Consider the following 23,933-nt stretch of genomic DNA (forward strand, 5'->3'; position numbering starts at 1 on the left):
GCTGTTTACGAATGAACGATGTTGTGATTATAAGCGCGGTTCGCACACCAATCGGTAGCTTTAACGGGGCGCTCAAAGACGTATCCGCCGTACAGTTGGGAGCTGCGGCGATTAGAGCCGCTATGGATCAAGCAGGAATCGATGCGGCGAAGGTCGATGAGGTGATTATGGGCAATGTGCTGCAAGCCGGTTTGGGACAAAATCCGGCACGCCAGGCGGCGCTTGCAGCCAGTATCCCCGTAGAGATTCCGGCGATGACTATCAACAAGGTATGCGGGTCGGGTCTAAAGGCAGTGCACCTAGCCTGGCAGTCCATTCGGAGTGGTGAAAGTGAAATTGTCGTTGCCGGCGGGATGGAGAATATGAGTCAGGCCCCCCATTTGTTAATGGGCGGACGCTCGGGCTTTAAGATGGGCGACCAAACCCTGGTAGACAGCATGATCCGCGATGGTCTGTGGTGTGCGTTTAATGACTACCATATGGGAATTACGGCGGAAAATTTGTGCGCAGAGTATTCCTTAACAAGGGGGCAGCTTGATGAGTTCTCTTTACGCAGCCAGCAGAAAGCGATCAACGCTATCGCGGAGGGCAAGTTCAAGGATGAAATTGTTCCGGTCAAGGTGGCTGGGCGAAATGGTCAGTATGTTATCGTGGTATCGGATGAAGGGCCAAGGCCAGACACAAGTCTGGAAGCTTTGGCTAAGTTGCGGCCCGCTTTTAAAAAAGACGGCATGGTGACGGCAGGCAACTCCTCGGGCATCAACGATGGTGCTGCGGCGTTAGTCATCATGAGTGCCAGTAAGGCGAAATCGCTCGGGCTTGAGTCGCTTGCCGTCATTAGGTCCAACGCCATATATGGCGTCGATCCTGCTACAATGGGAATCGGTCCCATACCGGCCGTTCAGCAAGCACTTAAGAAGGCGGGCCTCACGATTAAGGACATTCAGCTCATCGAATCAAACGAGGCATTTGCCGCACAATCGCTGGCCGTTGCCAGTCATTTCGATTTTAATCCGGAATTTCTTAATGTGAACGGAGGGGCCATCGCGCTAGGTCATCCAATCGGGGCAAGCGGCGCAAGAGTGCTTGTGACGCTTATTCATGAAATGAAGCGCAGGGATGCGCGTTACGGACTTTCCGCTCTTTGTATCGGTGGGGGACAGGGCATTGCGACCGTAGTAGAAAGAACGTAAATTTTGATTTCCATGTAGAAAGGAGCTGTGGGGATGAAAACAATTTTGAACTCATTTGCGGAAGCGGTTGAAGATATTCAAGACGGCGCAACGATTATGGTAGGCGGTTTCGGGCTTGTTGGCATTCCGGAAAATCTGATTCTGGCTTTGACGATGAAAGGAGTTAAAGATCTCACCGTTATCTCGAATAACTGCGGGGTGGACGATTGGGGGCTTGGCTTGCTGCTGAAAAACAAGCAGATTAAAAAGATGATCGCCTCATATGTCGGAGAAAACAAAGAGTTCGAGCGGCAAGTATTGTCGGGTGAGCTTCAGGTAGAGCTACTGCCTCAGGGAACGCTGGCTGAGAAAATCCGTGCAGGCGGAGCGGGCATTCCGGCATTTTATACTCCCGCGGGGGTAGGTACCCCTATCGCCGAAGGCAGGGAAATTCGCCGGTTCAACGGCAAGCCTTATTTGCTGGAAGAAGCGTTGACCGCGGATTTCAGTCTCGTTCGTGCTTACCGTGCCGATTCGTTAGGCAATCTGGTATACAACAAAACGGCGCGAAACTTCAATCCCATCATGGCTGCCGCAGGCAAAATTACGATTGTGGAAGTGGAAGAACTCGTAGCGAATGGGGAATTGGATCCAGAAGTGATTCAAACTCCCGGAGTATACGTGCAAAAGCTGATTATCAGCGCTCAGCAGAAGCGTATCGAAAGATTAACCGTTCATGATTGAGTTGTGAAGATAAAGAAAAGGAGGTAACAAGCGATGAGTGAACAAAAGTTGTCAGTACGGGAGCGCATTGCCAAAAGGTCGGAGAAAGAAATTCAAACCGGTTTTTACGTAAATTTAGGTATCGGCATTCCTACGCTGGTTGCTAATTACATCTCGCACGACAAGCAGGTGGTACTGCAGTCGGAGAATGGCTTGCTTGGGATAGGTCCTTATCCGAGAAGCGATCAAGTGGATCCCGATTTGATCAATGCAGGCAAAGAGACGGTAACTTCCGTAACCGGTGCTTCTTTCTTTAATAGTGCAGAGTCTTTCGCGATGATCCGCGGAGGGCACATCGACGTTGCCATACTTGGCGGAATGGAAGTATCGGAAGCAGGCGATCTAGCCAACTGGATGATTCCGGGGAAAATGGTCAAAGGCATGGGGGGAGCTATGGATTTGGTGCATGGCGCGAGACGGGTTATTGTCATTATGGACCATGTCAACAAACACGGACAGCCCAAAATTTTGAATCAATGCAGCCTTCCTTTAACGGGAAAAGGCGTGGTCCACCGGATCATTACCGACCGGGCGGTCATCGATGTCACGCCGGACGGGCTGCGCCTTCTGGAGGTAGCAAACGGCTACTCTTCGGAAGATATCCAAGCGGTGACGGAACCGAAGCTGATTGTTGATGACAGCGTCGTTTTGAACAGTTATTAAAAGGAAGCAAATATCGATAAACGTGAACGGAGGTACACGTACAACCAGAGGCTGCCGGTGCAGCCTTAAATTATGTAAGTAAAATTAAGTCGCATATTCGATAATAGTAAGTCGGTTTTAGAGTAGCGGATATATGCATCTCAAAGCTAAAATGGAAAGGTTGAGACCAGCATAGGTGGCAGGAGTAATTCGAAATGCTTATGATGTGCTTCTCATTAAGGAGGGCTCATTCATTAATAAATAAAAGTGAGGTATGGACAATGGGGAAATTAAAACTTGGTATTATCGGTTGCGGTGGAATTGCAAATCAAAAGCATTTTCCGGCATTATCTAAATTTAAAGAACTGTGTGAACTGGTTGCATTTTGCGATGTTGTTGTCGAGCGTGCGGAAAAATCCGCGAAACAATACGGTACGGAGGATGCCAAGGTTTACTCTGATTATCACGAGCTGTTGAAGGATACATCGATCGATATCGTGCATGTTCTTACGCCCAACGTAAATACAAGTAGTTGATAATCCCACCGCCGGAATTGATAAAGCGATAGTTGTTGTTGGCAGTGATAAGAGGGGAACCTTTTATGGAATTTATCATATTTCTGAACTGATAGGTGTAAGTCCCTGGGTTTACTGGGGAGATGTGGTGCCTGCAAAGCAGACCAATTTGGTTTTAACCAAAGATCAGCTCGAAATGATTTCAAAGGAGCCATCGGTGAAGTACGAGGCCACTGAAAAAGTCCATCTTTAAGAAAAGGTACAGTTCTTCAAGAAAGTTGAAGAGCCTGTACCTTTTTTGCCGTATAATTGAGTCATCTTAAAAAAGCGTGGGTGAGAGCGGATGATTCGGCAACAACAAACCTTAATTCTAAGTCCTTATGCAGCACTTTAGCCACAACAGTCTCCTGATGAACATCAAGGCCAGCGCATTTTTCTAAAATAGCATCCATGGAGTGTCACTACCTTTTTTTGTGTTGTATGCAGATCATGCAACCTGGTTCAGGGAATTTTTATACTCGTGCTTAAGGCAACAATCGGCGATCCTCGAGGTTGCAATTGGCCAGATTAGACTTCGGGTTTGAACACCAAAAAACTTTCGACCTCTGATCTGCTTACTTCAATTAATTCAAAGGTAGGTTAAAATTGCAAGCCCCATTTTCATCCATGGTGGTGGCTGCGAGGCCATGTGGGATTAGACTGAACAATAAAGTATTAGACTCCCATGCCGCGAATACGGCACCATCAGATGATGAAATACTGTTATTTCAGGATAGACTGAGATAATTAAGTTGTAGACTGAATGCCCATGCCGGCTCGAGCAGCTGCCAGTTCACGTTCTTGGTGCTTCCGGTCTTTTTTAATTTTTCCATTTCTCGTATACAATCAAGGGTGAAGATTATGATTACTATGAAGCAAGATGTGTAACGACAGAATCCAAGGAGATGATTAGGCCCTAATTTGAACCGGGTTAGCTCGAGGCAGGCAAACATAGCTTGGTTCTCCTGCGTGTATGGCGAATTCTACCTGATCTTGCACATAAGGCGGTACTGGCATTGGGCTTGCACCGCAATATGCGAGACTGTGGAGTACTAAGTGATGTGCGGTGGAGATATACTACATCTACATATGATTCAATAATTTAATACTTAAAAAGCTGATTTAGCAAAGAAAACTGTTGAGCTAAATATTGGGGCGTGTAAGGCATGTCGTTTCGCACCCAAGCCACAATTGTGCCTATTAATGCTGACGAGCCATACCATATCGCGATGTCTTTTTGAATAACAGCTTCTGAGAGGAGGGTCTCCTTTTTATTTTCCACCGTATAAGCAACGGTCTGTGATAACATTTTTAGCAAACGCTCCGTAAAGATAGGCGTCCTTTTCGATCCAAGAACAACTTTGTAAAATTTTTTATGTTCAACAATGTGTTCAAGTAAACCGACCATAGCGAACAAATTCTTCTTTTCTTCCTCTGTACCTGAATTGAATTGCCTGTTGTTCAGTGCATTTTGAATGTCCTTGATCATATCATCGGCCATTTTATCCAGCATGTCTGGGATATCGCGATAATGCAGATAAAAAGTTACTCGATTTATGGTTGCACGCTCTGCAATTCGATTAACCGTTATTTTATCAATCTCCATTTCCTGCAATAATTCGATCAAGGCATCTTTCAGAAGCTGACGCGTTCGAACGATCCTCGGGTCAATACGATGCTTTTCTTTATTCATATTGGTTAAACTCCTTTCCATTGTTAACAATAACTATTTTACCTTGCCCTAATCTTAAACTATGAAATAAGATATACTTATAAACTAAACAACACTATGTATATTATATTACATTTTGTTAACCGAATAAATAGCAATTTGGAGAGGCATAGAAGGAGAGCATACAATATAGGAATAGTGTATTTAGAGCGTCGCATAATCTGAATCAAAATCAAACCACTATGAGTGTTCCGTCCATGGAACTTATGACAGTCTTTAATATAGCAGCAACAACGGCTCAGTGGCTAACTGCTGACTACATGTTAGTTAACGGTGTACTGTACCCATTACGTCCTACCTCATGCTGTAATTTGATTCTCAAATTCCTTCAGATGACCGCTCTAACTCAGTCATCTAAGTAGTGCGATATTCCTACACTAAGGTCAGAGCTTGCAAACTTCAAGAAAAATCGCTTAGTCACCTACCTCATCTATTTTTCCTTTTTGCATTTGAACGTAATCTCCCCATTATTTACCGAAACTCTCCCCATCGATAATTCTATCAGATTTTGCATTTTCCTCTTCCTCGTTGATATGTTTGTTCAGTTTAATCACAAACAAGCCATCTGCCACTAGTATTTACGACCTCTTTTCCTAACCAAATTGAATGTTGAATACCCCATAGATACCAAATGAAATGAAAGTATAAAGCCAACTCATTGACTTTCAATTCACAACACTTCTTCAGTATAGATGTCTAACGAGTTTGGCATCTTAAATACCTGCAAGATGCCTCATAGACTCATCATACAGACGATTCGGTTTCTGTTTTACCAGCTTAATTGTTATATTGTTTGAGTTATCAAACGAGGATGGTTTTGCCCCAAGTGGAGCGATTGAATCATAAGTACATCGGACTAATGATTACATTCGTAAATCGTTTTATTCCATTCTCTGCTTATGAATATATTTTATTGCGTTACAATTCCGTGGAAATTGTAGTATTTACAGATATAAATCTACAAATAGATAATCATATGTAAACTACCTTACACTTAGTTGTAATATGTTGCTTGTCAGTTCATTTCTTCCTAATGTAATCTATTTTATAAAGTGTTTATTATAAAACACAGTGTAAAATGTATTTGCGATTAACTAAGTATGAATTGCGAGGTGAAATAGACGGTTTCAGCAGAGCTAAATGAATTTTTAAATTAGTTATGGCCAGTCTTTGATTTTTGAGTAAAGAAGAAGGCGTGTACTTTTGTTTTTATGTCGTATGGAAAACAAAATTTAAGACAGTGCGGTAGGGTATATGTGAATGAGAAGAATTATAATTTTAAAGCAAATGTTTAAGTCTTCCTTAATCCATCATAGGTTTTAACGGACGGCACTAAGGTGAAAGTGAATAGGGGGCTATAAAAGTGTCTGAGCAATCCCAAACTATAGCAGAGGTTCCACCACTCAATAATAACGAGAATTCTAACTTTTGGCTGCCATTGATTGCAATCATTCTGGCCACTTTCGTATCGGTATTAAGCAGCAGCTTGGTGAACGTTGCGCTTCCCAAGCTTTCCACTGTATTCGGGGTACCGACTACAACTATTCAATGGGTCGTAACTGGTTTCATGTTGGCGTCAGCAGTCGTTATCCCTGCGAGTGGATTCTTATCTGCACGGTTCGGCAGTAAGCAGGTGCTACTTCTTTCTGTTACCGGCTTTACGATAGGATCCTTATTGTGTGGCCTCGCGTGGAATGATACTAGCTTGATTGCATTCCGGATTCTACAAGGCTTAACGGGTGGTTTTATTATGCCAGTCGGAATGGCCGTAATTTATACGATCGTACCACGTCAGCAGATCGGTTTGGCAATGGGAATTTGGGGAGTAGCTGCGATGGTTGCACCAGCTCTGGGTCCCACACTAGGGGGCTTCTTAATTCAGTACTACAGCTGGAGAACGCTATTTTTTTTGAATGTACCGGTTGGAGTTGCTGCGGCAGTAGCCAGTTTCTTTTTTTTAAAAGACAGCGTGAGGCAGAAAAATTTGAAGTTCGATATTCTTGGGGCTACTACGTCGGTCATTTTTTTCGGGTCACTACTACTTGCCTTGAGTAAAGGGCAGACAGAAGGATGGACTTCACTGTATATTGTCACGTTGTTATACATTTCTGCAGTAAGCTTCGCGTTGCTAATATGGACGGAATTAACAACGGAAACGCCACTTCTTAATTTGAGAGTGTTCAAGAACTTGCAATTTAGCGCAAGTACGTTGACCTCAGGGCTTATCACTGTGGCTATGATGGGTGGCACGTTCATGATGCCGATCTATTTGCAAAACGTGCAATCTATGACAGCTCTAGATTCCGGCATTTTACTGCTTCCGCAGTCGGTTGCTATGGCACTTCTGATGCCGATCAGCGGGAAACTTCAAGAAAAGGTGGGAGTTCTCCCTTTAGGCATAATAGGGCTACTCATCCTTGGCATAACCACGTATGAGCTTCATAAGCTTACGGCGGACACTTCTCACTTGTGGATTAATGTCGACTTGACGATTCGCGGTCTTGGCATCGGACTTTGTATGATGCCAATCTCAACAGTGGGGATGAGCAGCGTGACTAACGACCAGATCAATGATGCTTCCCCACTCTCTAACGTAACCCGTCAAGTAATGAGCTCAATGGGGATCGCTATCTTGACTACCATAATGAATTCACGACAATATTTTCACTATTACCGTTTTACTGAGGAGGTTCCGAGTTATTCTGATGAAGCTTCATCGTTCATCTCAACTATATCTGGATCCCTTATACAAGGCGGGGTGGATTCTGCAACTAGTACTGGCGCAGCGATCAGCTATTTGGCAGGTATTATGCAGAAGGAAGCATTGGTTCGCGGAATTGCAGATACCTTCTTTGTTTCAGCGATACCAGCATTCGTATGCATTCCTCTCGTCTTTTTGTTGAGAGAAAAGAAGAAAAAGAAGGAGCAGCCCACTTCTTCCGAGTTATCTCCGCCGTTATCCACTTCTGAAGACAATGATATTGTTACAAAAGCCCAGGAGCCTATCAAAGTTTAACTTGGCACATAGCTTCATCAACAAAAGGTATAATCTATCCAGATAAACGTTAGCACTTCAGGATTTTAAAATAATGAGGGTTTCTGCTTCGAGAAAATATACAGTTAGGGCTAAGCCTCCGATTCGCGAATAATCGAGGACTTGGTCTTTTTTCATAATTACGCGCTTACCACCTTTGAATAGGGGAGGTTATCATGAATCGCATGCTGTAGATGGTACGGTTCTTGAGGAAACGAAGGGACACGCCTGGCAATGAAAGCTGATTGAAGGTGGGGGGAAATTGTTTAGGTGGAACTGTCTGCTAGAGTATTGCCTGTAACGATCCTTAAAATAACTAATAGCCCAGTGGCAGGATCCTCTCAACGGTGTGAACGACTCAATGAGCTTATCTCGACTGCGGTTGCAAAACACGAAAAGAGCCGAGGAAAACGGATCGAGCGCGAATTGTTCTTGCACGACCGCCGCAAGCCCATCGATGGATTTGCGCATGTCCGTTGAGCCGCAGGCCAGATAGACAGGGGAGCCCGAGGTGAAACTCAGCATAACGGCGTAAGAGCGGCAACCACATCGCGAAGCAGGCCGGGCTCAAAGCCGAGCCGAACGTCGATCCGGGCAACACCGACTTGAATCTGAAGCGATTCGGTTGTTGGGCTTTGGCGAGCAACCGCAACCGGACGGAAGGTGGTCGCAGAGCCTGCCTGAGTTTGTTTTTGGTCCTTGTACAGCCAGTACTTTAACTGATGGACGGTCAACTCCTGTTCGGCGCACCAAGCTTTCATAGTCTGACCGCTGGTCTGGTAAGCAATTATGCGTTTTGTCCATACCTCTTGCAAATTCGTATCCATGGGAGTCCACCCTTTCGCATTATGTGATGGATTCATTGTGACCGATTTGAACAGCTATGAACAGGTGGGTTTGGTTTGACACTTACGTAATTAAGAAAGGTCAGCCGTGGACGGTCATGTGCGCTTATAACCAGCTTAATGGCGAGTACTACGCGGAAAATAAGCGTTTGCTTTCGGACATTTTGAAAGACGAGTGGGGATATGAGGGCTTTGTTGTTTCCGACTGGGGCGCAGTGAATGAGCGTGCAGACGGTTTGGCTGCAGGTCTTGAGCTTGAAATGCCGTCTTCTAGTGGCGCTGGTGAGCTTAAAATTGTCGAAGCGGTGAAAAGCGGCAAACTTTCCGAGAAAAAGCTGGATGCATCTGTTGAACGGATTCTGAACATTGTCTTCAAGGCGGTCGACAGCAAAAAGTCGGAAACTTCCTACGATCCGGAGGCGCATCATCAACTGGCACGGGAAGTCGCGCGCGAAAGCATGATGCTGCTGAAAAACGAGGATGGCATCTTGCCATTGCCAAAGTCCGGTAAAAATGCTGTCATCGGAAAACTTGCCAAGCAGCCGTGATATCAAGGCGGAGGTAGTTCACATATTAAGCCAAGCAAGCTGGAGGATATCTGCGAGGAACTTGCTAAATCGGGGGGAAGCGCCGCGAATATCGTGTATGTCCAGGGCTATGATTTGGACGGCGATCAAACTGACCCATTGCTTTTGAAAGAAGCACTCAATCATGTAGTGGATGCATCAGTCGTTATTATCTTTGTTGGTTTACCTGAACGATATGAATCGGAAGGGTTCGATCGGGAGCATATGCACCTTCCAGTCAATCAATCGGAGCTGATCGAAGCGGTGACGGCAGTGCAGAAACGGACCGTGATTGTGCTAAGAAATGGATCTCCGGTGGAAATGCCTTGGATCGGGAGTGTTAAGGCTGTGCTCGAGGCTTATTTAGGCGGTCAAGCGCTGGGCGGAGCGATTGCCGATCTACTTTTCGGCGATGCGAATCCTTGCGGGAAGCTGGCCGAGACGTTCCCTGTTCAGTTGAGCGATAATCCATCATATTTGAATTTCCCGGGTGATGGAGACCTTGTAGAGTATAAGGAAGGTATTTACGTAGGTTACCGCTATTATGAAAAAAAGAAGCAGCGTCCACTCTTTCCGTTCGGCTACGGGCTGAACTATACAAACTTCGAATACAGCGGACTTGTTCTGGACAAAAACGCAATGAGCGATACGGAGGCTTTGCACGCCACGTTTAGCATTAAGAATGTGGGTAACCATGCAGGAAAAGAGATCGTGCAGTTATATGTGAGTGATGTAACCTCAAACGTAACGCGTCCTGAAAAGGAACTGAAAGGCTTTTTTAAAGTTGCGCTCAATCCGGGGAAAGAGAAAACAGTCACCTTCACTCTTGAAAAACGTTCCTTTGCATACTTTAATACGGAACTTAATGACTGGCATGTGGAGACAGGTGAAATTGATATATTGATCGGTAAGTCTTCTTCAGATATCTTGCTCAAAGAGACAATACTGGTGAACTCAACAGTGCCTATCACTAAAATCTATACGCGTAATTCGACAGTAGGAGATTTGATGGAGAATCCGCAAGCTGCTGAAACCTTAATGGATTTGCTGAAGCATTCGCCGTTCGCCGCTTCCAGTGATGGAGAAGAAGGCATGTCCGTATTGATGCTGCGTTCTTGAAGTATTTACCACTCCGGGGTTTGGCATCATTCAGTCGAGGCGGTCTGACAGAAGAGGGACTTGATTCATTGTTAGTGCGGTTGAACGAAAAGAAGTAGTACGAAGGTGACTTGCGGAAGCTGTTCATGTAAACAAAAGAATAAATACAGGCTATGGCTCAATCATACGCTGAACGGCTAGTGCGTCACTTTCTTCGCTGCGAAGCTTTTCACGTGCCTGGTTTTTTAATCGGAAGTACTTCATGCTACTTCATGCTCACTTTGATTTCGCGATTACCTTCCGCTTTCGTACATTTGGGTTTCAGTGGACATCCTTCACAACTTGTACGCCCCAGGTTCCAGGGGTAAATAAGCTGTAGCACGCCTCCCTTAGGTAAAAGGGAGGCATGTTGATTACGATGACAAAAGTCGAGAATTCGATAGAATCAGGTCGCCTTCGGGGTAGAGGGCTAGTTGATAAAAGTTCTAATATATACGTAAGCGTCAAGCGCTGATTCAAGGAAAATATAGAGAGTGAGGTATGAAGCATGGCAAAATTAAAGGTTGGTATTATCGGCTGCGGCGGCATCGCCAATCAAAAGCATTTTCCGGCATTATCCCAATTTAAAGATATGTGTGTAATGGTTGCATTTTGCGATGTTGTTGTTGAACGCGCTGAAAAGGCAGCTAAAGAATATGGTACTGAGGATGCCAAAGTATATACGGATTATCATGAGCTTCTGAAGGACGAGTCCATTGATATTGTCCATGTGTTAACCCCTAACGTGATGCATAGCCCGATTACGGTTGCAGCGTTTGAGGCAGGCAAGCATGTTATGTGCGAGAAGCCTATGGCGCACAATACAGAAGCTGCTGAAAAAATGATGGAAGCGTGGAGGAAATCGGGCAAGAAATTTACCATCGCATACCAAAACCGTTTCCAACCTGAGGTACAGGCTCTCTACAAAGCGTGTCAACAAGAAGAGTTAGGGGATATTTATTTTGCCAAGGCACACGCTGTTCGCCGTCGTGGAGTACCGACTTGGGGTGTGTTCCCTGACAAATCCCAGCAAGGAGGGGGCCCGCTCATCGATATCGGAACCCATGCGCTTGACCTCACCTTGTGGATGATGGACAACTATAAGCCGTTATCTGTCACGGGCTCCGTTTTCCACAAATTAGGTAATTTGCCGGAATCGACAGAAGGAAATGAGTTCGGGCCTTGGGATCCGGAAACATTCGAAGTGGAAGATTCGGCATTCGGATATATTAAAATGGAGAACGGAGCAACTATTTTCTTAGAGTCGTCTTGGGCGCTTAACGTATTAGAGGCGAGAGAGTCTGCGACAACTCTTTGTGGAACGAAAGCCGGAGCGCAAATCGATGCAGGTATGGGTTTTAAATCCCGTGAATTAGTTTATAACTCCTCTCGCAATGGTATGCTAGTAGAAGAGAGAAAGTCTGCATCTGGAAACGTCGCTTACTTCGAAGGCGATTCCAACGACCCTGGAGTTTTGGAAGCCAAACAGTGGCTAGAGGCTGTCAAGAGCGATAAAGAGCCTCTTGTCAAACCGGAGCAAGCGTTTGTTGTGACGAAAATTTTAGATGCGGTTTACCAATCAGCGGAAATCGGGAAGGAAGTAGTATTTAATAAATAAGTAGTTGAAAAAATATACAGGTGATTTGTCGCCTGTATATTTCTTAACGCGATAACGTGAAAATCAAACCGAACTGTAGTAGATCACATGGCTTTTCAAAAGAAGTAAACAAAGCTGCCATTCGTCTATCGATTGCGACAAATGGCTGAAGAACACGAGTGAAATTATAGAAAAACTGGATTGCGAACTCTAGATTTGCTTAAGCTCAGCTTTCTTACAATTGGGATTATTTTAATATGATTCATAGCGAGTGAAGTCCATGAAACGTGTGGAGGAGCTTGGTGGAAAGTAATTCCCGGACGATCCAAAACTAGTCCGTACGCTTGAAGATATGCTATTTTTGAAGAGCCCGGAACGCCAAATTATGATCAAGGGTGAAAGATGAAATGCCAAGGTCGAATAAACAATAATGGGAAGTCTGACTTTGAGTAGAGGGGTAAGCGTTAATGAATTATTATTGAAATGTCTTCGTCATACATCACCAATTATACGAGGGGGATTTGCATGAAAACAATTTACAAGTCTATGCTTATCGCGGGGGCTACGGCGCTTTTGCTCACAGCATGCGAACCAGCGAACCCCCAACTTTCCAAGACCGACGGAAATGCCACCGTCAGTGGCGGTGATTCGAAACCAGCGGTAACTGAGAAAACGACAGATCTGAATCTAGTCATTCTCTACGGCGGCAACGAAGTGAAGGATTTGCAGCTTGTCCAGGATGAGGTAAACAAGCTGACGAAATCCACAATAAATGTGACCATCAAAATGACTTTGGTTAGTGCAGGCGATTTTGTGCAAAAAACAAACCTGATGCTGACCGGTAATGAGAAAGTAGACCTGGTGGTCGTTAGTCCGTTCTTTGGGTATACTAACCAAGTTGCCAGAGGTCAGCTTCAGCCACTTGACAAGTTACTGGATCAGTACGGTCCAGACATTAAGAAGGTGCTCGATCCGGCATATCTGAATGCTTCTAAAATAAATGGTAGCATCTACGGCGTACCAGGGGTTAAGGACTTCGCTGCCGGGTTTGGCATCGTGATGCGCAAGGATCTGGTTGATAAATATCAAATCGATACCAGCAAGATTAAAACCTTGGAGGATATGGGGTCTGCTCTGAAAATGATTAAAGATAATGAGCCAAACGTAACTCCAATGATTCACGGCTCAATCGGCATTAACATGTTTGCATTATACAAGTGGTTCGATGAATTGGGGGATGGGAACGGGGTTCTTCCCGGCTATGATAATAACTTGAAGGTAGTGGATCTCTATGAGACTCCGGAGTATGCGGAAAAAGTGAAGCTGATGAGGGACTGGTATACATCAGGATACATCTTGAAGGATATCGCTACGACAAAAGAAGACCATATGGAACTGTTTAAGACGGGCAAAGCATTTTCCTACCTGACCCCTACCAAACCTGGAGTTGGGGAGCAAGCGAGTAAGTACTCAGGATTACCAGTGGTCATTGCCGAGGTGGCCCCACCTGTTATCACCACAGCCTCGGTAACAAGCTTCATGTGGGGAATCCCGCGAAATTCTATGGCGCCTGATAAAGCGATGCAATTCCTGAACCTGATGTATAAGGATAAAGACCTCGTGAATTTACTTGATTGGGGAATTGAAGGCAAGGATTATGTCAAGAAATCTGACAATATCATTGATTTTCCTCCAGGTATTACAGCGGCTAGTAACCCTTACGCCCTGAATATGAACTACCTCTTTGGAAATCAGTACCTGGGTTACATCTTCAATGGTAATGATCCTGAGCTTTGGAAGAAGATGGAAGAGTTCAACAAATCCGCGCAGAAGTCTAAAGCTCTTGGCTTCAATTTCGATGGAACCCCAGTGAAGACGGAAATTGCGGCCGTAAATAACGTCGTAAATTCGTACAGGGCTGGCTTGGAGGCGGGAGTATTGGATCCGGCTAAGAAGCTGTCTGAATTCATCTCGAAATTGAAGGATGCGGGTATCGATAAAATTATTGCCGAGAAGCAGAAGCAGTTGGATGAGTGGGCCAAAACTAATAAATAAGGTTACCCCAGGCGCCTCCTTCCTCTTTTTGGTAGGGGGGCGCGTTAGCATGCACCTGGGGCAAATATCAACGATTCTGAAGAATACCATATATATATTGTGATGCAATTGGTAGCTGCATTAGGTACCATGGATAAGATTAAAAGGTTGTGGAATATCCCACATCATTGGTATCGCTTTTACCACGCAGAATGAACTTTCGTGAGCAAACGACAAAGAGAGGGAAATACATGAGCTGATCTCAAAAGAAAAAGGGTATCGTTGTAGCCAGCCTCTTGTTGGCGATCCTCATGGCCTCGATGGATAACACAATCGTGGCCACCGCAATGGGAACGATCATAGGCGAGCTTGGCGGACTCGACAAATTCGTGTGGGTGACCTCCGCCTACATGGTCGCGGAAATGGCCGGAATGCCGATTTTCGGCAAGTTGTCTGATATGTACGGTCGTAAACTTTTTTTTATTATCGGAATCATCTTATTCATGCTTGGATCCGTTCTATGCGGAATAGCGAGTTCTATCGTTCAGCTGAGCATTTTCCGTGCGATTCAGGGAATCGGCGGTGGGGCCATGATTCCGGTTTCGTTCACGATCATGTTCGATGCGTTTCCCCCGGAGAAAAGGGGGAGGCTGAGCGGGTTGTTCGGCGCCGTACTCGGCATTTCCAGTATTTTCGGTCCTCTTCTCGGCTCCTATATCACCGACCATATCCGTTGGGAATGGATTTTCTACATAAATTTGCCACTCGGCTTCATTGCCGTCGCACTGATTGGGTTCTTCTATAAGGAATCGCATGAAAATTCCAAGTTGTGAATCGACTGGTTGGGTGCGCTTACGCTTGTCGGTGCTATCGTTTGCCTCATGTTCGCGCTGGAACTGGGCGGCAAACAGTATGCGTGGGATTCGGCGCAAATTTTGGGGCTATTCGCGGGATTCGTTTTGCTCGTCATCCTGTTCGTATTTGCGGAAATGCGTGCATCGGAGCCGATCATATCGTTCCAGATGTTCAAAGCCCGCCTGTACGCTTCGAGCACGATTTTGGCCATGTTAAGCGGAGCGGCGTTCGTCGCCGCCTCGGTGTACATCCCGATCTTTATTCAAGGGGTACTCGGCGGAACCGCTAAGAACTCCGGCCTTGTCCTGCTGCCGATGATGCTCGGTACGGTAGTAACTGCCGCGGGGGGCGGCGCGGTTCTCACCAAGCTTTCCTACCGTACAGTGATGATTCCGACGCTCAGCCTCCTTGTTGTGGGAATCACGCTTTTGACGACAATCACTCCAGAAACTTCCCATCTGACCATCACTGTTTATATGGTCTTTGTCGGACCAGGCATTGGCGCTTCCTTCTCCGTGCTCACCAACGCGGCACTTCATTCGTTTCCGCTTCAGCAGCGCGGATCTGTTTACTCTACGCTTAATTTCATCCGCTCTCTCGGGATGACGCTCGGGATTACCCTGTTCGGAATTGTTCAGAGCCAGCCATTCGTTGACTCGCATATTGACCGCTAGTATGACAGGCGCGGAATCAGCAGTTATGTCCAATGGCATGAGCCTGAGCGATCCGTATTCCTTGCTGAACTCGGTGGACCGTGCTAAAATACCGGATTCTACGCTTGTCAAAATCTCGGAGGGGCTATCCCAATCGATTTCCTACACCTTTGTTTGGGCAATCATTCCGGCAGGGCTGGCGGTCATAGCGGTTCTTTTCATGAGCGAAGAGAAGATGGCTTCTGAAGCGGGGTCTTACGCGGAAACGTCTTGATTCATGAGGATCGTGAAATTCGCGGTTTTTGGGGCTACGACAACTCAGCATGTGCTGAGTTGTCGTAGCCCCTTTTGTTTCCCTGCATAAATTACTGATGAGATTCAAAAGGAGTTTTTAGTTCGTGGAAAAAAATGCTGAACTTAGAACAATTGCATTTAAACCGCGAGGCCATTTCTGCATTACAGGTCGAAAAAACGATAGTTACGTGTCTCTTTCCGGGTAGAGGCGATTCCTTGCAAACGCTATAATGGAGAAGAACCGGACGAGGTAAAATACCCCCACCGGATAACAAATAATGTAATGGAAGTGAGCACAATGAATCGGACACGGTATAAATGGAAGAAAATCATCCCACTTTCCCTTCTGGCACTCCCGGGGGTCTTGTATCTGATCGTGAACAATTATTTGCCGATGTTTGGACTCGCGATTGCCTTCAAGAACGTCGATTTTGCCAAGGGCATTCTGGGTAGTGATTGGATTGGATTCAAGAACTTTGAATATTTGTTCAAGACGAAGGATGCATTTATTATTACCCGCAATACCATTCTTTATAACGGGCTGTTCATATTGATTAATTCTTTTTTGGCCATCGCCATTGCTGTAATGCTGAACGAAATCAAGAGCAAGTTTGCAGCTAGATTTTACCAAAGCATCATTTTGCTGCCTTACCTCATCTCGATGGTTATCGTCAGCTATCTGGTTTATGCCGTGCTTAGCATCGATACAGGGATGTTTAACAAGTTTCTGCTACCGATGCTTGGCATCTCGGAAATATCCTGGTACACGGAAAGCGAATATTGGCCTTACATCTTGACATTTGTTCAGTTATGGAAAAATATCGGCTTCATGTGCATTATCTATTTGGCTTCCATCATCGGTATCGATCAGGAATACTACGAAGCGGCAACGCTGGATGGCGCAACAAAATGGCATCAAATCCGTTCGATTACCATTCCGTTAATAAGCCCAGTTATTACCATGTTGGTTTTGCTTGCCATTGGGCGCATTTTCTATTCGGATTTCGGGTTGTTTTATCAGATTCCGATGAATTCGGGCGCTGTGAACGATACGACAAACGTCATCGACACTTATGTGTATCGCGGTCTTTTACAACTCGGTGATATCGGCATGGCCTCGGCTGCGGGACTTTACCAATCGCTCGTCGGATTCGTGTTGGTGCTTTTTTCTAATTACATCGTAAGGAGAATTAGTAAAGAGAATGCCTTATTCTAGGAGGGAGAACCGCATGAACAATGAAAATCGGGCGTGGCAGTGGGCATCCCATTTGATTTTGATCGTGATTTCGCTAAGCTGCATCATTCCGTTCGCACTGCTCTTCATGTCGTCGATTTCGGAGGAAACGAGCATTACCAAGTATGGCTACCAATTATTCCCTAAAGCCTACAGCTTTGATGCATACAGCTACTTATGGAAAAATGCCTCAAGCATCCTGCACGCGTATGGCATCACGATTATGATCACGGTAATCGGAACCGCAGTCGGACTCGCGATGACCGCCATGCTGGCATATCCTGCATCCCGAAAAGATTATCCGTTTTATAAAGGCCTGGCCTTCTTCGTATTCTTCACATTGCTGTTTAACGGCGGATTAGTCCCCACTTACTTGATTTACACTCAGTACCTGGATATGAAAGATACGATTTGGGCACTCATCATCCCGAACCTGCTGATGAACGGCTTTAACGTACTGCTGATGCGGACGTTCTTCATGACAACGATCCCGGCTCCCGTCATCGAATCTGCGAATATGGACGGTGCCGGTGAGGTTCGTACATTTACGTCCATCGTGCTTCCACTTTCCATGCCGATACTGGCTACGGTCGGGCTGATGCAGGCCATCATGTATTGGAACGACTGGTTTAACGGCATGGTGTACATTACCGAACCACAATACTTCAGCCTCCAAAACGTACTAAATCAAATTTTGTCAAATATCAATTTTCTTTCTACTACCAATATGAGCGCCGCAACTAATGTTACGATGAATTTACCCGGAGCGACCGTAAGAATGGCCATCGCAGCTATCGGTGTTATTCCGATGTTGCTTGCTTATCCCTTCTTCCAGAAATATTTTATCAAGGGTATTACGATCGGAGCGGTGAAAGGGTAAAAAATTTTGTCGGTATCATATTATTAACGAATGAGGATATTCGTATTTTGCTTAAAAAATATAAATTAAAGTTATGCACCTTCCTTTGGTAATAAGGAGGTGTATTCTTATGCAGGGCTTGAAGTCGAATTCTTGATGATATAATGAAAAAGGTTTAAGGTAGAGTATAAATCAAAGTGCTAAAAGAGATGTGCAACTTATCGGGGAGAATTTCCTTTAAGAGGGCAGTGCACTCGAGTAAATTGAGGGGTTCCTGAACACGCTGAAATTTGCCAAGACCTGCCCGAACCACATCGGTTATTTCAATCATTATTACTGCTTCAAGTATCCAAACGAAGAGTTGGTGGCTCGCTATCGCCAAGCTGCAATCGATTGACCTCAAAGCGATATTTTCTTATATCACCTGCTGCTGGAAGGACGAGTCACACGAGATCTTCTGTACGTTCTTCGATTCAACTTTAAGTCTTCTGCAAAGATTCACCTCCCGAAGTGAAATCCTACGGCAGGAACATGACATCGAGTTAGGCTTACTGGCAGCGTTTTTTTGATATAATCATTCATTACGTGAAAAATTGAGAACCAAAGAGGAAGGAGTTTCTTCATGGATTTAGGTATTATTGCGTCTGCTACCGAGGAGAGTTTTCGTCTCTCCCAGCTTCGCGGCCTTGACTTTGTCGAGCTGTTGATGAATGAAGGCGACGACCCGGACAGTTTATGCCAGCGGATGGATCAGCTTAAGAAATGGAAAGAACAGTATGAGATTAAAGTCGGCTCCATCGGTAGGTGGAAATCGCTCCGCATCAACCAAGAAGGTCAGTTGATCGAGAAAGAGCTACAAATTTGTTATCAGCTGATCGATGTGGCAAGCGAGCTGGGCTGCCCGAATTTCGTATCAGGCTGCAATTATGTGGAGGACATCTCTTATTTTGATAATTGCGCGGCAGCGATCCGCTTCTTCTCGAAGCTGATTGAATATGCGGGGCCGAAAGGTGTCAAGGTGCTTACCTACAATTGCCGCAAAGTCAACTTCATCCATTCTCCGGAGGTCTGGAAGATCGTTCATGGACATTTGCCGGAGCTCGGGATCAAGTTCGATCCTTCCCACTGCCGCTACTTCGGAGGAGATTATTTGAAGGAAACGCTGGAATGGGGACACCGTTTTCATCATGTCCATCTCAAAGGTTCTTTGTTGATCGAAGGCTGCGCCATAGACGATCCTCCAGCGGGGCTCGACCAAACTGACTGGAAGACATTCCTCGCATTGCTCCGTGCCAAGGGATACACGGGAGGTTTAAGCATTGAGCCGCATTCGAAGGTTTGGACCGGAGAGCTGGAAGCGAAGGGGATTGAATATACAATCGCGTACATGAAATCACTGCTGATCAAGCAGTAAGGCAGAAGGAAAGGAGTAAGTTACGATGAAAAAAAAGCTGAGATACGGATTGATCGGTGCAGGCAGCAATGCAGAGAAGAAGCATTTGACCGGCTATTCGGCGCTTCCTCATGTCGAACTCGTTGCAGTCTGCGACGTGAATCAGGAGAAAGCGAAGAAAATGGCTGAAAAGTATCAAATTAGCAATTTATACACGAACTACACCGTAATGCTCGACCGTGAGCAGCTGGACCTGGTAAGCGTATGTACGCCGAACCTGTTCCATGCCGATATTTCGATTTATGCTTTGAACCGCGGGGTTCATGTCCACTGCGAGAAGCCGTTGGCCATAAGTGCTGTCGATAGCCAAAAAATTTTGGACGCCAAACGGAAATCAGGCAAAATGCTTATGATAGGTCTCAACAACCGGATGACCAACGAAGCCGTTTTTATCAAGCAATATATCGATGAAGGCAATCTGGGGGACATTTATCAGGCAAAGGCCGGATGGAGAAGGAGAAGCGGCATTCCCGGAAGAGGCACATGGTTTACGAACAAGCAGCTGTCCGGCGGCGGGGTCATGGTCGACCTGGGCGTGCACTACCTGGATTTGGTTCTTTACTTGATGGGCAATCCTGAGCCATCCTATATTACAGGGAGCACGCGCCGCACCTATGACCATACCAACTTACGGAATCGGAACGGATATGCAGGAAATCCGAACGGTATCTTCGATGTGGAAGACAGCGCAGTCGGGTATTTGCAGCTCAAGAACGGAGGCGCCGTCAGCTTCGAGTTCAGCTGGGCGTCCAATATTGAGAAGGACACCACCTTCATCGAATTGATCGGCACAAAGGGTGGTATCAGCCTGGTTGACGGCCGGCTAAAGATATTCTCCGAGCAGCAGGGGACCTGTGTGGACATTGTGCCGCAGCTGAGCCCTAATGTGAAGCTGTTGAACGAGTTCGAGCATTTTACTTCGTGCATACTAAGCGGGGAGGAACCGCTCGCGCCGCCGGAGCACGGTGTTTATATGATGGAAATTATCGATCAATTTTATCGTTCCGCCTCCCTGGGCCAGCCTGTTCTTCTCTCCCGAAGGGAAAGAACTGCAGCAGTTATCTACGACTGAATACAGGCGAGGCTTTGATGGAACCGGAAGGGGATGCGTACTCAGATGCAACTGCTTATTGTGGATGATGAGTTACTGGCTATCGAAGCGATTCAATATGCCGTCCCTTGGGAACAGTTGGGGATTATTAGCGTATTCACGGCGAACCATATCAAGAAGGCTAAAGAAATCTTTGGGCAACACAAGATCGATATCCTGTTATGCGACATCGAAATGCCGAAAGGAAGCGGGCTTGAACTTCTGGAATGGGTTCGTGAGCACGCTTCGAATACCGTTACCATCTTCATGACCTGTCATGCCGAATTTCAATATGCCAAGAAAGCCTTCCAACTGGGAGGCTTGGATTATATTTTGAAGCCGATTCCCTATGACGAGCTTACTGCAGCAATCCGGAATGGGATTGAGAAAATACGTAAAGACAGCGAATCGCTGGAAAACTATCAGATCCGGCTGCTCTGGAACCGTCATCAACCTATGATCATTGAAAATTTTTGGTTGGACGTGATCAGCCAATCTATTCCGGCTAATCCGCAGGCAATCCAGGAGGCAGCGGCCGGCCGGAATATTGCGCTCGCGGAAACGATGGAGTTTGTACCGATCCTGATTCAAGTGAAGCGTTGGAATAAAGATTTTTCGAAAAGAGACGGCAAGATTATGGAGTATGCACTGCGCAACGCTAGCGAAGAGCTGCTGCTCAACCAGGACGGCGGGGCTGGCCATCTCATCGCCCTCCATGAAGCTACCTTGCTGGCGATTCAGACCTTTGAACAAGCTTCGCAGCGGGAGACGATGCTTCAGAGATGTCAAACGTTGATTGAATCCTGCTGTCAATTCTTTTATTGCGACGTATCCTGTTACATCGGACAGCCGTCAGCCGTCCACGCCATGGCCGAAACGGTCGAAAGCTTGCTGGCTTACGACCGGAATAATGTCACACGCCTCAGCGGTGCCTTCCTCGTTTCTGAGCAGCAGACGCCGCTGGACAACGTCAAAGTACCTGACATGACGACTTGGGCAATCATGCTTAAGGAGGACGGCTCCAAAGAGAAGGTGCTGAAAGAAGTAGACCGGTATTTGCACAAACTTTCCGAATCTAGGGGAGTAGATCTGTGGAACCTTCAAAGGTTTCAGCAGGACATGCTCCAAATGATCTATTATGTGCTAAAATTGAAGGGCATCCATGCCCACCGGCTGTTTACCGACCCGGAGTCGCTCTCGTTATCCTCCAATGCCACCAGAAGCCTTGCGGACTTGAGAGCTTGGTCCGAGCATGTCATAGGGAAAGCTGAAGATTCGATAGTCGGCATGGAAAAATCGGATTCCATCGTGCAAAGAATCAAGAACTATATCGGACATCATCTGGATCATGATCTTACGCGCGACAGCATTGCCGATATGATTTGTCTGAATCCCGACTATTTGACGAGAGTATTTAAGAAGGAAACCGGCCAGTCCATTGTTGAATATATTGCGCAGGAACGGGTGAAGTGTGCCAAAGAGCTACTGGCCAAAACCGAGATGCCGGTCAGTGCCATTGCGTTGTCCGTAGGCTACAACAACTTCTCGCATTTTTCCCAAATGTTCAAGAAGCATGTGCAGATGAACCCGGGTGAGTACCGGTGCCGCTTTGCCGATAAGGAGCCGATCCGCTAATATCGATAAGAGAGAGAGGACTAACAAGAGATGACTGCGAACCTCAAGATGCGATTTTCCTTTAACTCCATTCACTTTAAGCTACCTTTTGTCATTATGGTCATCATACTGCCGTTAGTCCTGCTTCTCATTTATTTCAGCCGTTATTCCATTCAAGTCGTACATGACCAGGTGGCTCAGTCCAACAAGAATATGATCAATCTATACATGCAGCAGATCGATACAACCCTGCTCGAAGTCGAAAAGTATATGTCGACTGTAGCAAGCACTGATTACGATTACATGTATCTGGAATCTATCGACCCAGCGGACTATGACGTGGCTATGATCCGGCTGTCCAACAAGCTGTCGTTGGATGTTTTATCGTATTCGCAGATTGATTCTCTTTTTATTTATAACGCCCGAAATGACGAGTTGATTTACGGCTTCAATCAGGGGGGCGATTTCCAGGAGCGTCAGAAAATTCAGGACCACATCCGTTTACTGAAAGCTTCGGTAGGCGTTGGCGCCTTCGGGCTCACGACTCCGGACTGGGAAGTACACAAGATTCATAACGAATATTATTTGTTTCACATCGTTAAGAACGGAAATATCTATTTCGGGGCCTGGGTGAACGTGAAACGGCTGCTGATTCCGATGAGCCTGATCCATCTCGGCGAGAGCGGGAAAGCGTTCTTTGTCACAGGAGATGGAACGCCTATGCTCGTTTCCCCTACCGCGGCGGAGCAGCCCGTCGATTTAGCCAAACTCAATAACGGTTATTATTTATCTGGCGATAAAGAGAAGTTCCTAGTGGTCGGAGGACCGTCGTCTCAGGGCAGTTTCAGCTTGGCGGCGCTAATTCCGGAAGAAAGCATCCTCGAGAATTTGCCGTTTCTTCGCCGACTCGTCATGCTGATCCTGTACGGATCCCTTATATTGCTGCCGACTGGATTTGTTTTGCTCCGCAGAACTTTTCTTCTTCCTCTCAACCGGATTCTGGCGGCGATGAGGAAAACCCGGGACGGTCTTATCGAGTATCGCATCAGCAAATTTCGCACCTCAGACGAATTTCAGAATATCAATGATGCTTTCAACCAGATGATGTCGCAAATTCAGAAGCTGCGGATCGACGTATACGAAGAGCAGCTCAGCAATCAGCGGACGGAACTGAAGCTGTTGCAGCTGCAGTTAAATCCTCATTTTTTGATGAATTCGTTAAATATTATTCACGGTTTGGCCTTCATGAAGCGCTTCGAGCTCATTCAGGAGATGTCGATCAGCCTGGTGCAATATTTTCGCTATATGCTTAGAAGCAATACGACGTTTGTCCCTTTGAAGGACGAACTGCAGCACGTACGCAATTATTTAAGAATACAAGAACTTCGGTACCAGGAGCATTTGACGTTTCACACACAGGCGCCTGATGCCTTTATGTCATTTGAGGTGCCGCCGTTAATCATTCAAACGTTCGTGGAAAATACGGTCAAGCACGCGGTTACGATGGAGGAGCCTATGCATATTACCGTTGAATCTGAGTTTCTTCAGGAACCCGAGTCTTGCTTGAAAATTACCCTCACCGACACAGGAGCCGGCTTTCCGGAGAAGGTCCTGGACATTCTGAACAAAGGAGAGCAGCTCCAGGACGAAAGCGGCGAGCATATCGGCATTTGGAACGTACAGCGCAGGTTGAAGCTTTTGTATGGCGGGAAAGCGGGATTGGAGTTTTCGAACCGATCAACGGGGGCATGTGTTGAAATATGGCTCCCACTGCGGGAGTGATTG

The 23,933-nt window shown here is 46.1% G+C and carries 16 protein-coding genes and 4 pseudogenes; 15 read left to right on the forward strand and 5 right to left on the reverse strand.

What is annotated here, in order from left to right:
* The first annotated feature begins 11 nt into the window (after positions 1 to 11).
* From LRL21_RS39460 to LRL21_RS39475, 4 genes and pseudogenes are all read left to right on the forward strand, one after another.
* Positions 12 to 1,193 (forward strand): acetyl-CoA C-acetyltransferase, encoded by a 1,182-nt coding sequence (locus LRL21_RS39460; protein WP_240421286.1) that lies wholly within the window; start codon positions 12 to 14, stop codon positions 1,191 to 1,193.
* A 33-nt stretch (positions 1,194 to 1,226) separates the two neighbouring features.
* Complete coding sequence (locus tag LRL21_RS39465) at positions 1,227 to 1,916, forward strand: CoA transferase subunit A (protein ID WP_240421287.1); 690 nt, start codon at positions 1,227 to 1,229, stop codon at positions 1,914 to 1,916.
* 33 nt (positions 1,917 to 1,949) lie between these two features.
* Positions 1,950 to 2,618 carry a CoA transferase subunit B gene (locus LRL21_RS39470; protein WP_240421288.1) on the forward strand — a complete coding sequence of 223 codons (669 nt, stop codon included), beginning with the start codon at positions 1,950 to 1,952 and terminating at the stop codon, positions 2,616 to 2,618.
* A gap of 260 nt (positions 2,619 to 2,878) precedes the next feature.
* Positions 2,879 to 3,115: pseudogene (locus LRL21_RS39475) on the forward strand (Gfo/Idh/MocA family protein); the annotation flags it as partial.
* 311 nt (positions 3,116 to 3,426) lie between these two features.
* On the opposite strand, the gene LRL21_RS39480 reads toward LRL21_RS39475, so the two are convergent.
* Positions 3,427 to 3,564, reverse strand: a complete 138-nt coding sequence (locus LRL21_RS39480) for a hypothetical protein (protein ID WP_240421289.1) — start codon at positions 3,562 to 3,564, stop codon at positions 3,427 to 3,429.
* A 689-nt stretch (positions 3,565 to 4,253) separates the two neighbouring features.
* Complete coding sequence (locus tag LRL21_RS39485; protein ID WP_240421290.1) at positions 4,254 to 4,844, reverse strand: TetR/AcrR family transcriptional regulator; 591 nt, start codon at positions 4,842 to 4,844, stop codon at positions 4,254 to 4,256.
* 1,402 nt (positions 4,845 to 6,246) lie between these two features.
* On the opposite strand from LRL21_RS39485, the gene LRL21_RS39490 reads away from it, so the two are divergent.
* A complete protein-coding gene (locus LRL21_RS39490; RefSeq protein ID WP_338044742.1) occupies positions 6,247 to 7,899 on the forward strand; it encodes a DHA2 family efflux MFS transporter permease subunit in 1,653 nt (550 codons plus the stop codon).
* A gap of 192 nt (positions 7,900 to 8,091) precedes the next feature.
* Here the strand turns inward: LRL21_RS39490 and tnpB are convergent, their stop codons facing one another.
* Entirely contained in the window at positions 8,092 to 8,442 is a 351-nt protein-coding gene (tnpB, locus tag LRL21_RS47085; protein WP_420832553.1) for an IS66 family insertion sequence element accessory protein TnpB, read from the reverse strand.
* Positions 8,436 to 8,744 (reverse strand): IS66 family insertion sequence element accessory protein TnpA, encoded by a 309-nt coding sequence (tnpA, locus tag LRL21_RS39495; protein WP_240421291.1) that lies wholly within the window; start codon positions 8,742 to 8,744, stop codon positions 8,436 to 8,438. The genes tnpB and tnpA overlap by 7 nt, the downstream gene beginning before the upstream one ends.
* 86 nt (positions 8,745 to 8,830) lie before the next feature.
* Between tnpA and LRL21_RS39500 the strand changes: the two are divergent.
* A pseudogene (locus LRL21_RS39500) lies at positions 8,831 to 10,545 on the forward strand (glycoside hydrolase family 3 C-terminal domain-containing protein); the annotation flags it as partial.
* Between the two features lie 55 nt (positions 10,546 to 10,600).
* On the opposite strand, the pseudogene LRL21_RS47090 reads toward LRL21_RS39500, so the two are convergent.
* Positions 10,601 to 10,769 (reverse strand): annotated as a pseudogene (locus LRL21_RS47090) (transposase); the annotation flags it as partial.
* Between the two features lie 204 nt (positions 10,770 to 10,973).
* On the opposite strand from LRL21_RS47090, the gene LRL21_RS39505 reads away from it, so the two are divergent.
* The 9 genes and pseudogenes from LRL21_RS39505 (at position 10,974) to LRL21_RS39545 (ending at position 23,930) form a co-directional block, all read left to right on the forward strand.
* Entirely contained in the window at positions 10,974 to 12,083 is a 1,110-nt protein-coding gene (locus tag LRL21_RS39505; protein WP_240421292.1) for a Gfo/Idh/MocA family protein, read from the forward strand.
* Positions 12,084 to 12,587: 504 nt separating this feature from the next.
* Entirely contained in the window at positions 12,588 to 14,117 is a 1,530-nt protein-coding gene (locus LRL21_RS39510; protein WP_240421293.1) for an ABC transporter substrate-binding protein, read from the forward strand.
* 290 nt (positions 14,118 to 14,407) lie between these two features.
* Positions 14,408 to 15,878 (forward strand): annotated as a pseudogene (locus LRL21_RS39515) (MDR family MFS transporter).
* Between the two features lie 318 nt (positions 15,879 to 16,196).
* On the forward strand, positions 16,197 to 17,114 hold the full coding sequence (locus LRL21_RS39520) for an ABC transporter permease (protein ID WP_240421294.1): 918 nt from the start codon (positions 16,197 to 16,199) through the stop codon (positions 17,112 to 17,114).
* A gap of 13 nt (positions 17,115 to 17,127) precedes the next feature.
* A complete protein-coding gene (locus LRL21_RS39525) occupies positions 17,128 to 18,012 on the forward strand; it encodes a carbohydrate ABC transporter permease (protein WP_240421295.1) in 885 nt (294 codons plus the stop codon).
* Positions 18,013 to 18,613: 601 nt separating this feature from the next.
* Positions 18,614 to 19,405, forward strand: a complete 792-nt coding sequence (locus LRL21_RS39530; protein ID WP_240421296.1) for a sugar phosphate isomerase/epimerase family protein — start codon at positions 18,614 to 18,616, stop codon at positions 19,403 to 19,405.
* A 25-nt stretch (positions 19,406 to 19,430) separates the two neighbouring features.
* A complete protein-coding gene (locus tag LRL21_RS39535) occupies positions 19,431 to 20,516 on the forward strand; it encodes a Gfo/Idh/MocA family protein (protein ID WP_240421297.1) in 1,086 nt (361 codons plus the stop codon).
* A 45-nt stretch (positions 20,517 to 20,561) separates the two neighbouring features.
* Positions 20,562 to 22,169 carry a response regulator transcription factor gene (locus LRL21_RS39540; protein WP_240421298.1) on the forward strand — a complete coding sequence of 536 codons (1,608 nt, stop codon included), beginning with the start codon at positions 20,562 to 20,564 and terminating at the stop codon, positions 22,167 to 22,169.
* Between the two features lie 30 nt (positions 22,170 to 22,199).
* Positions 22,200 to 23,930 carry a cache domain-containing sensor histidine kinase gene (locus tag LRL21_RS39545; protein ID WP_240421299.1) on the forward strand — a complete coding sequence of 577 codons (1,731 nt, stop codon included), beginning with the start codon at positions 22,200 to 22,202 and terminating at the stop codon, positions 23,928 to 23,930.
* The last annotated feature ends 3 nt before the right edge of the window (positions 23,931 to 23,933 follow it).

Origin of the sequence: Paenibacillus periandrae (assembly GCF_022458865.1) — a bacterium.
Classification (GTDB): Bacteria; Bacillota; Bacilli; order Paenibacillales; family NBRC-103111; genus Paenibacillus_S; species Paenibacillus_S periandrae.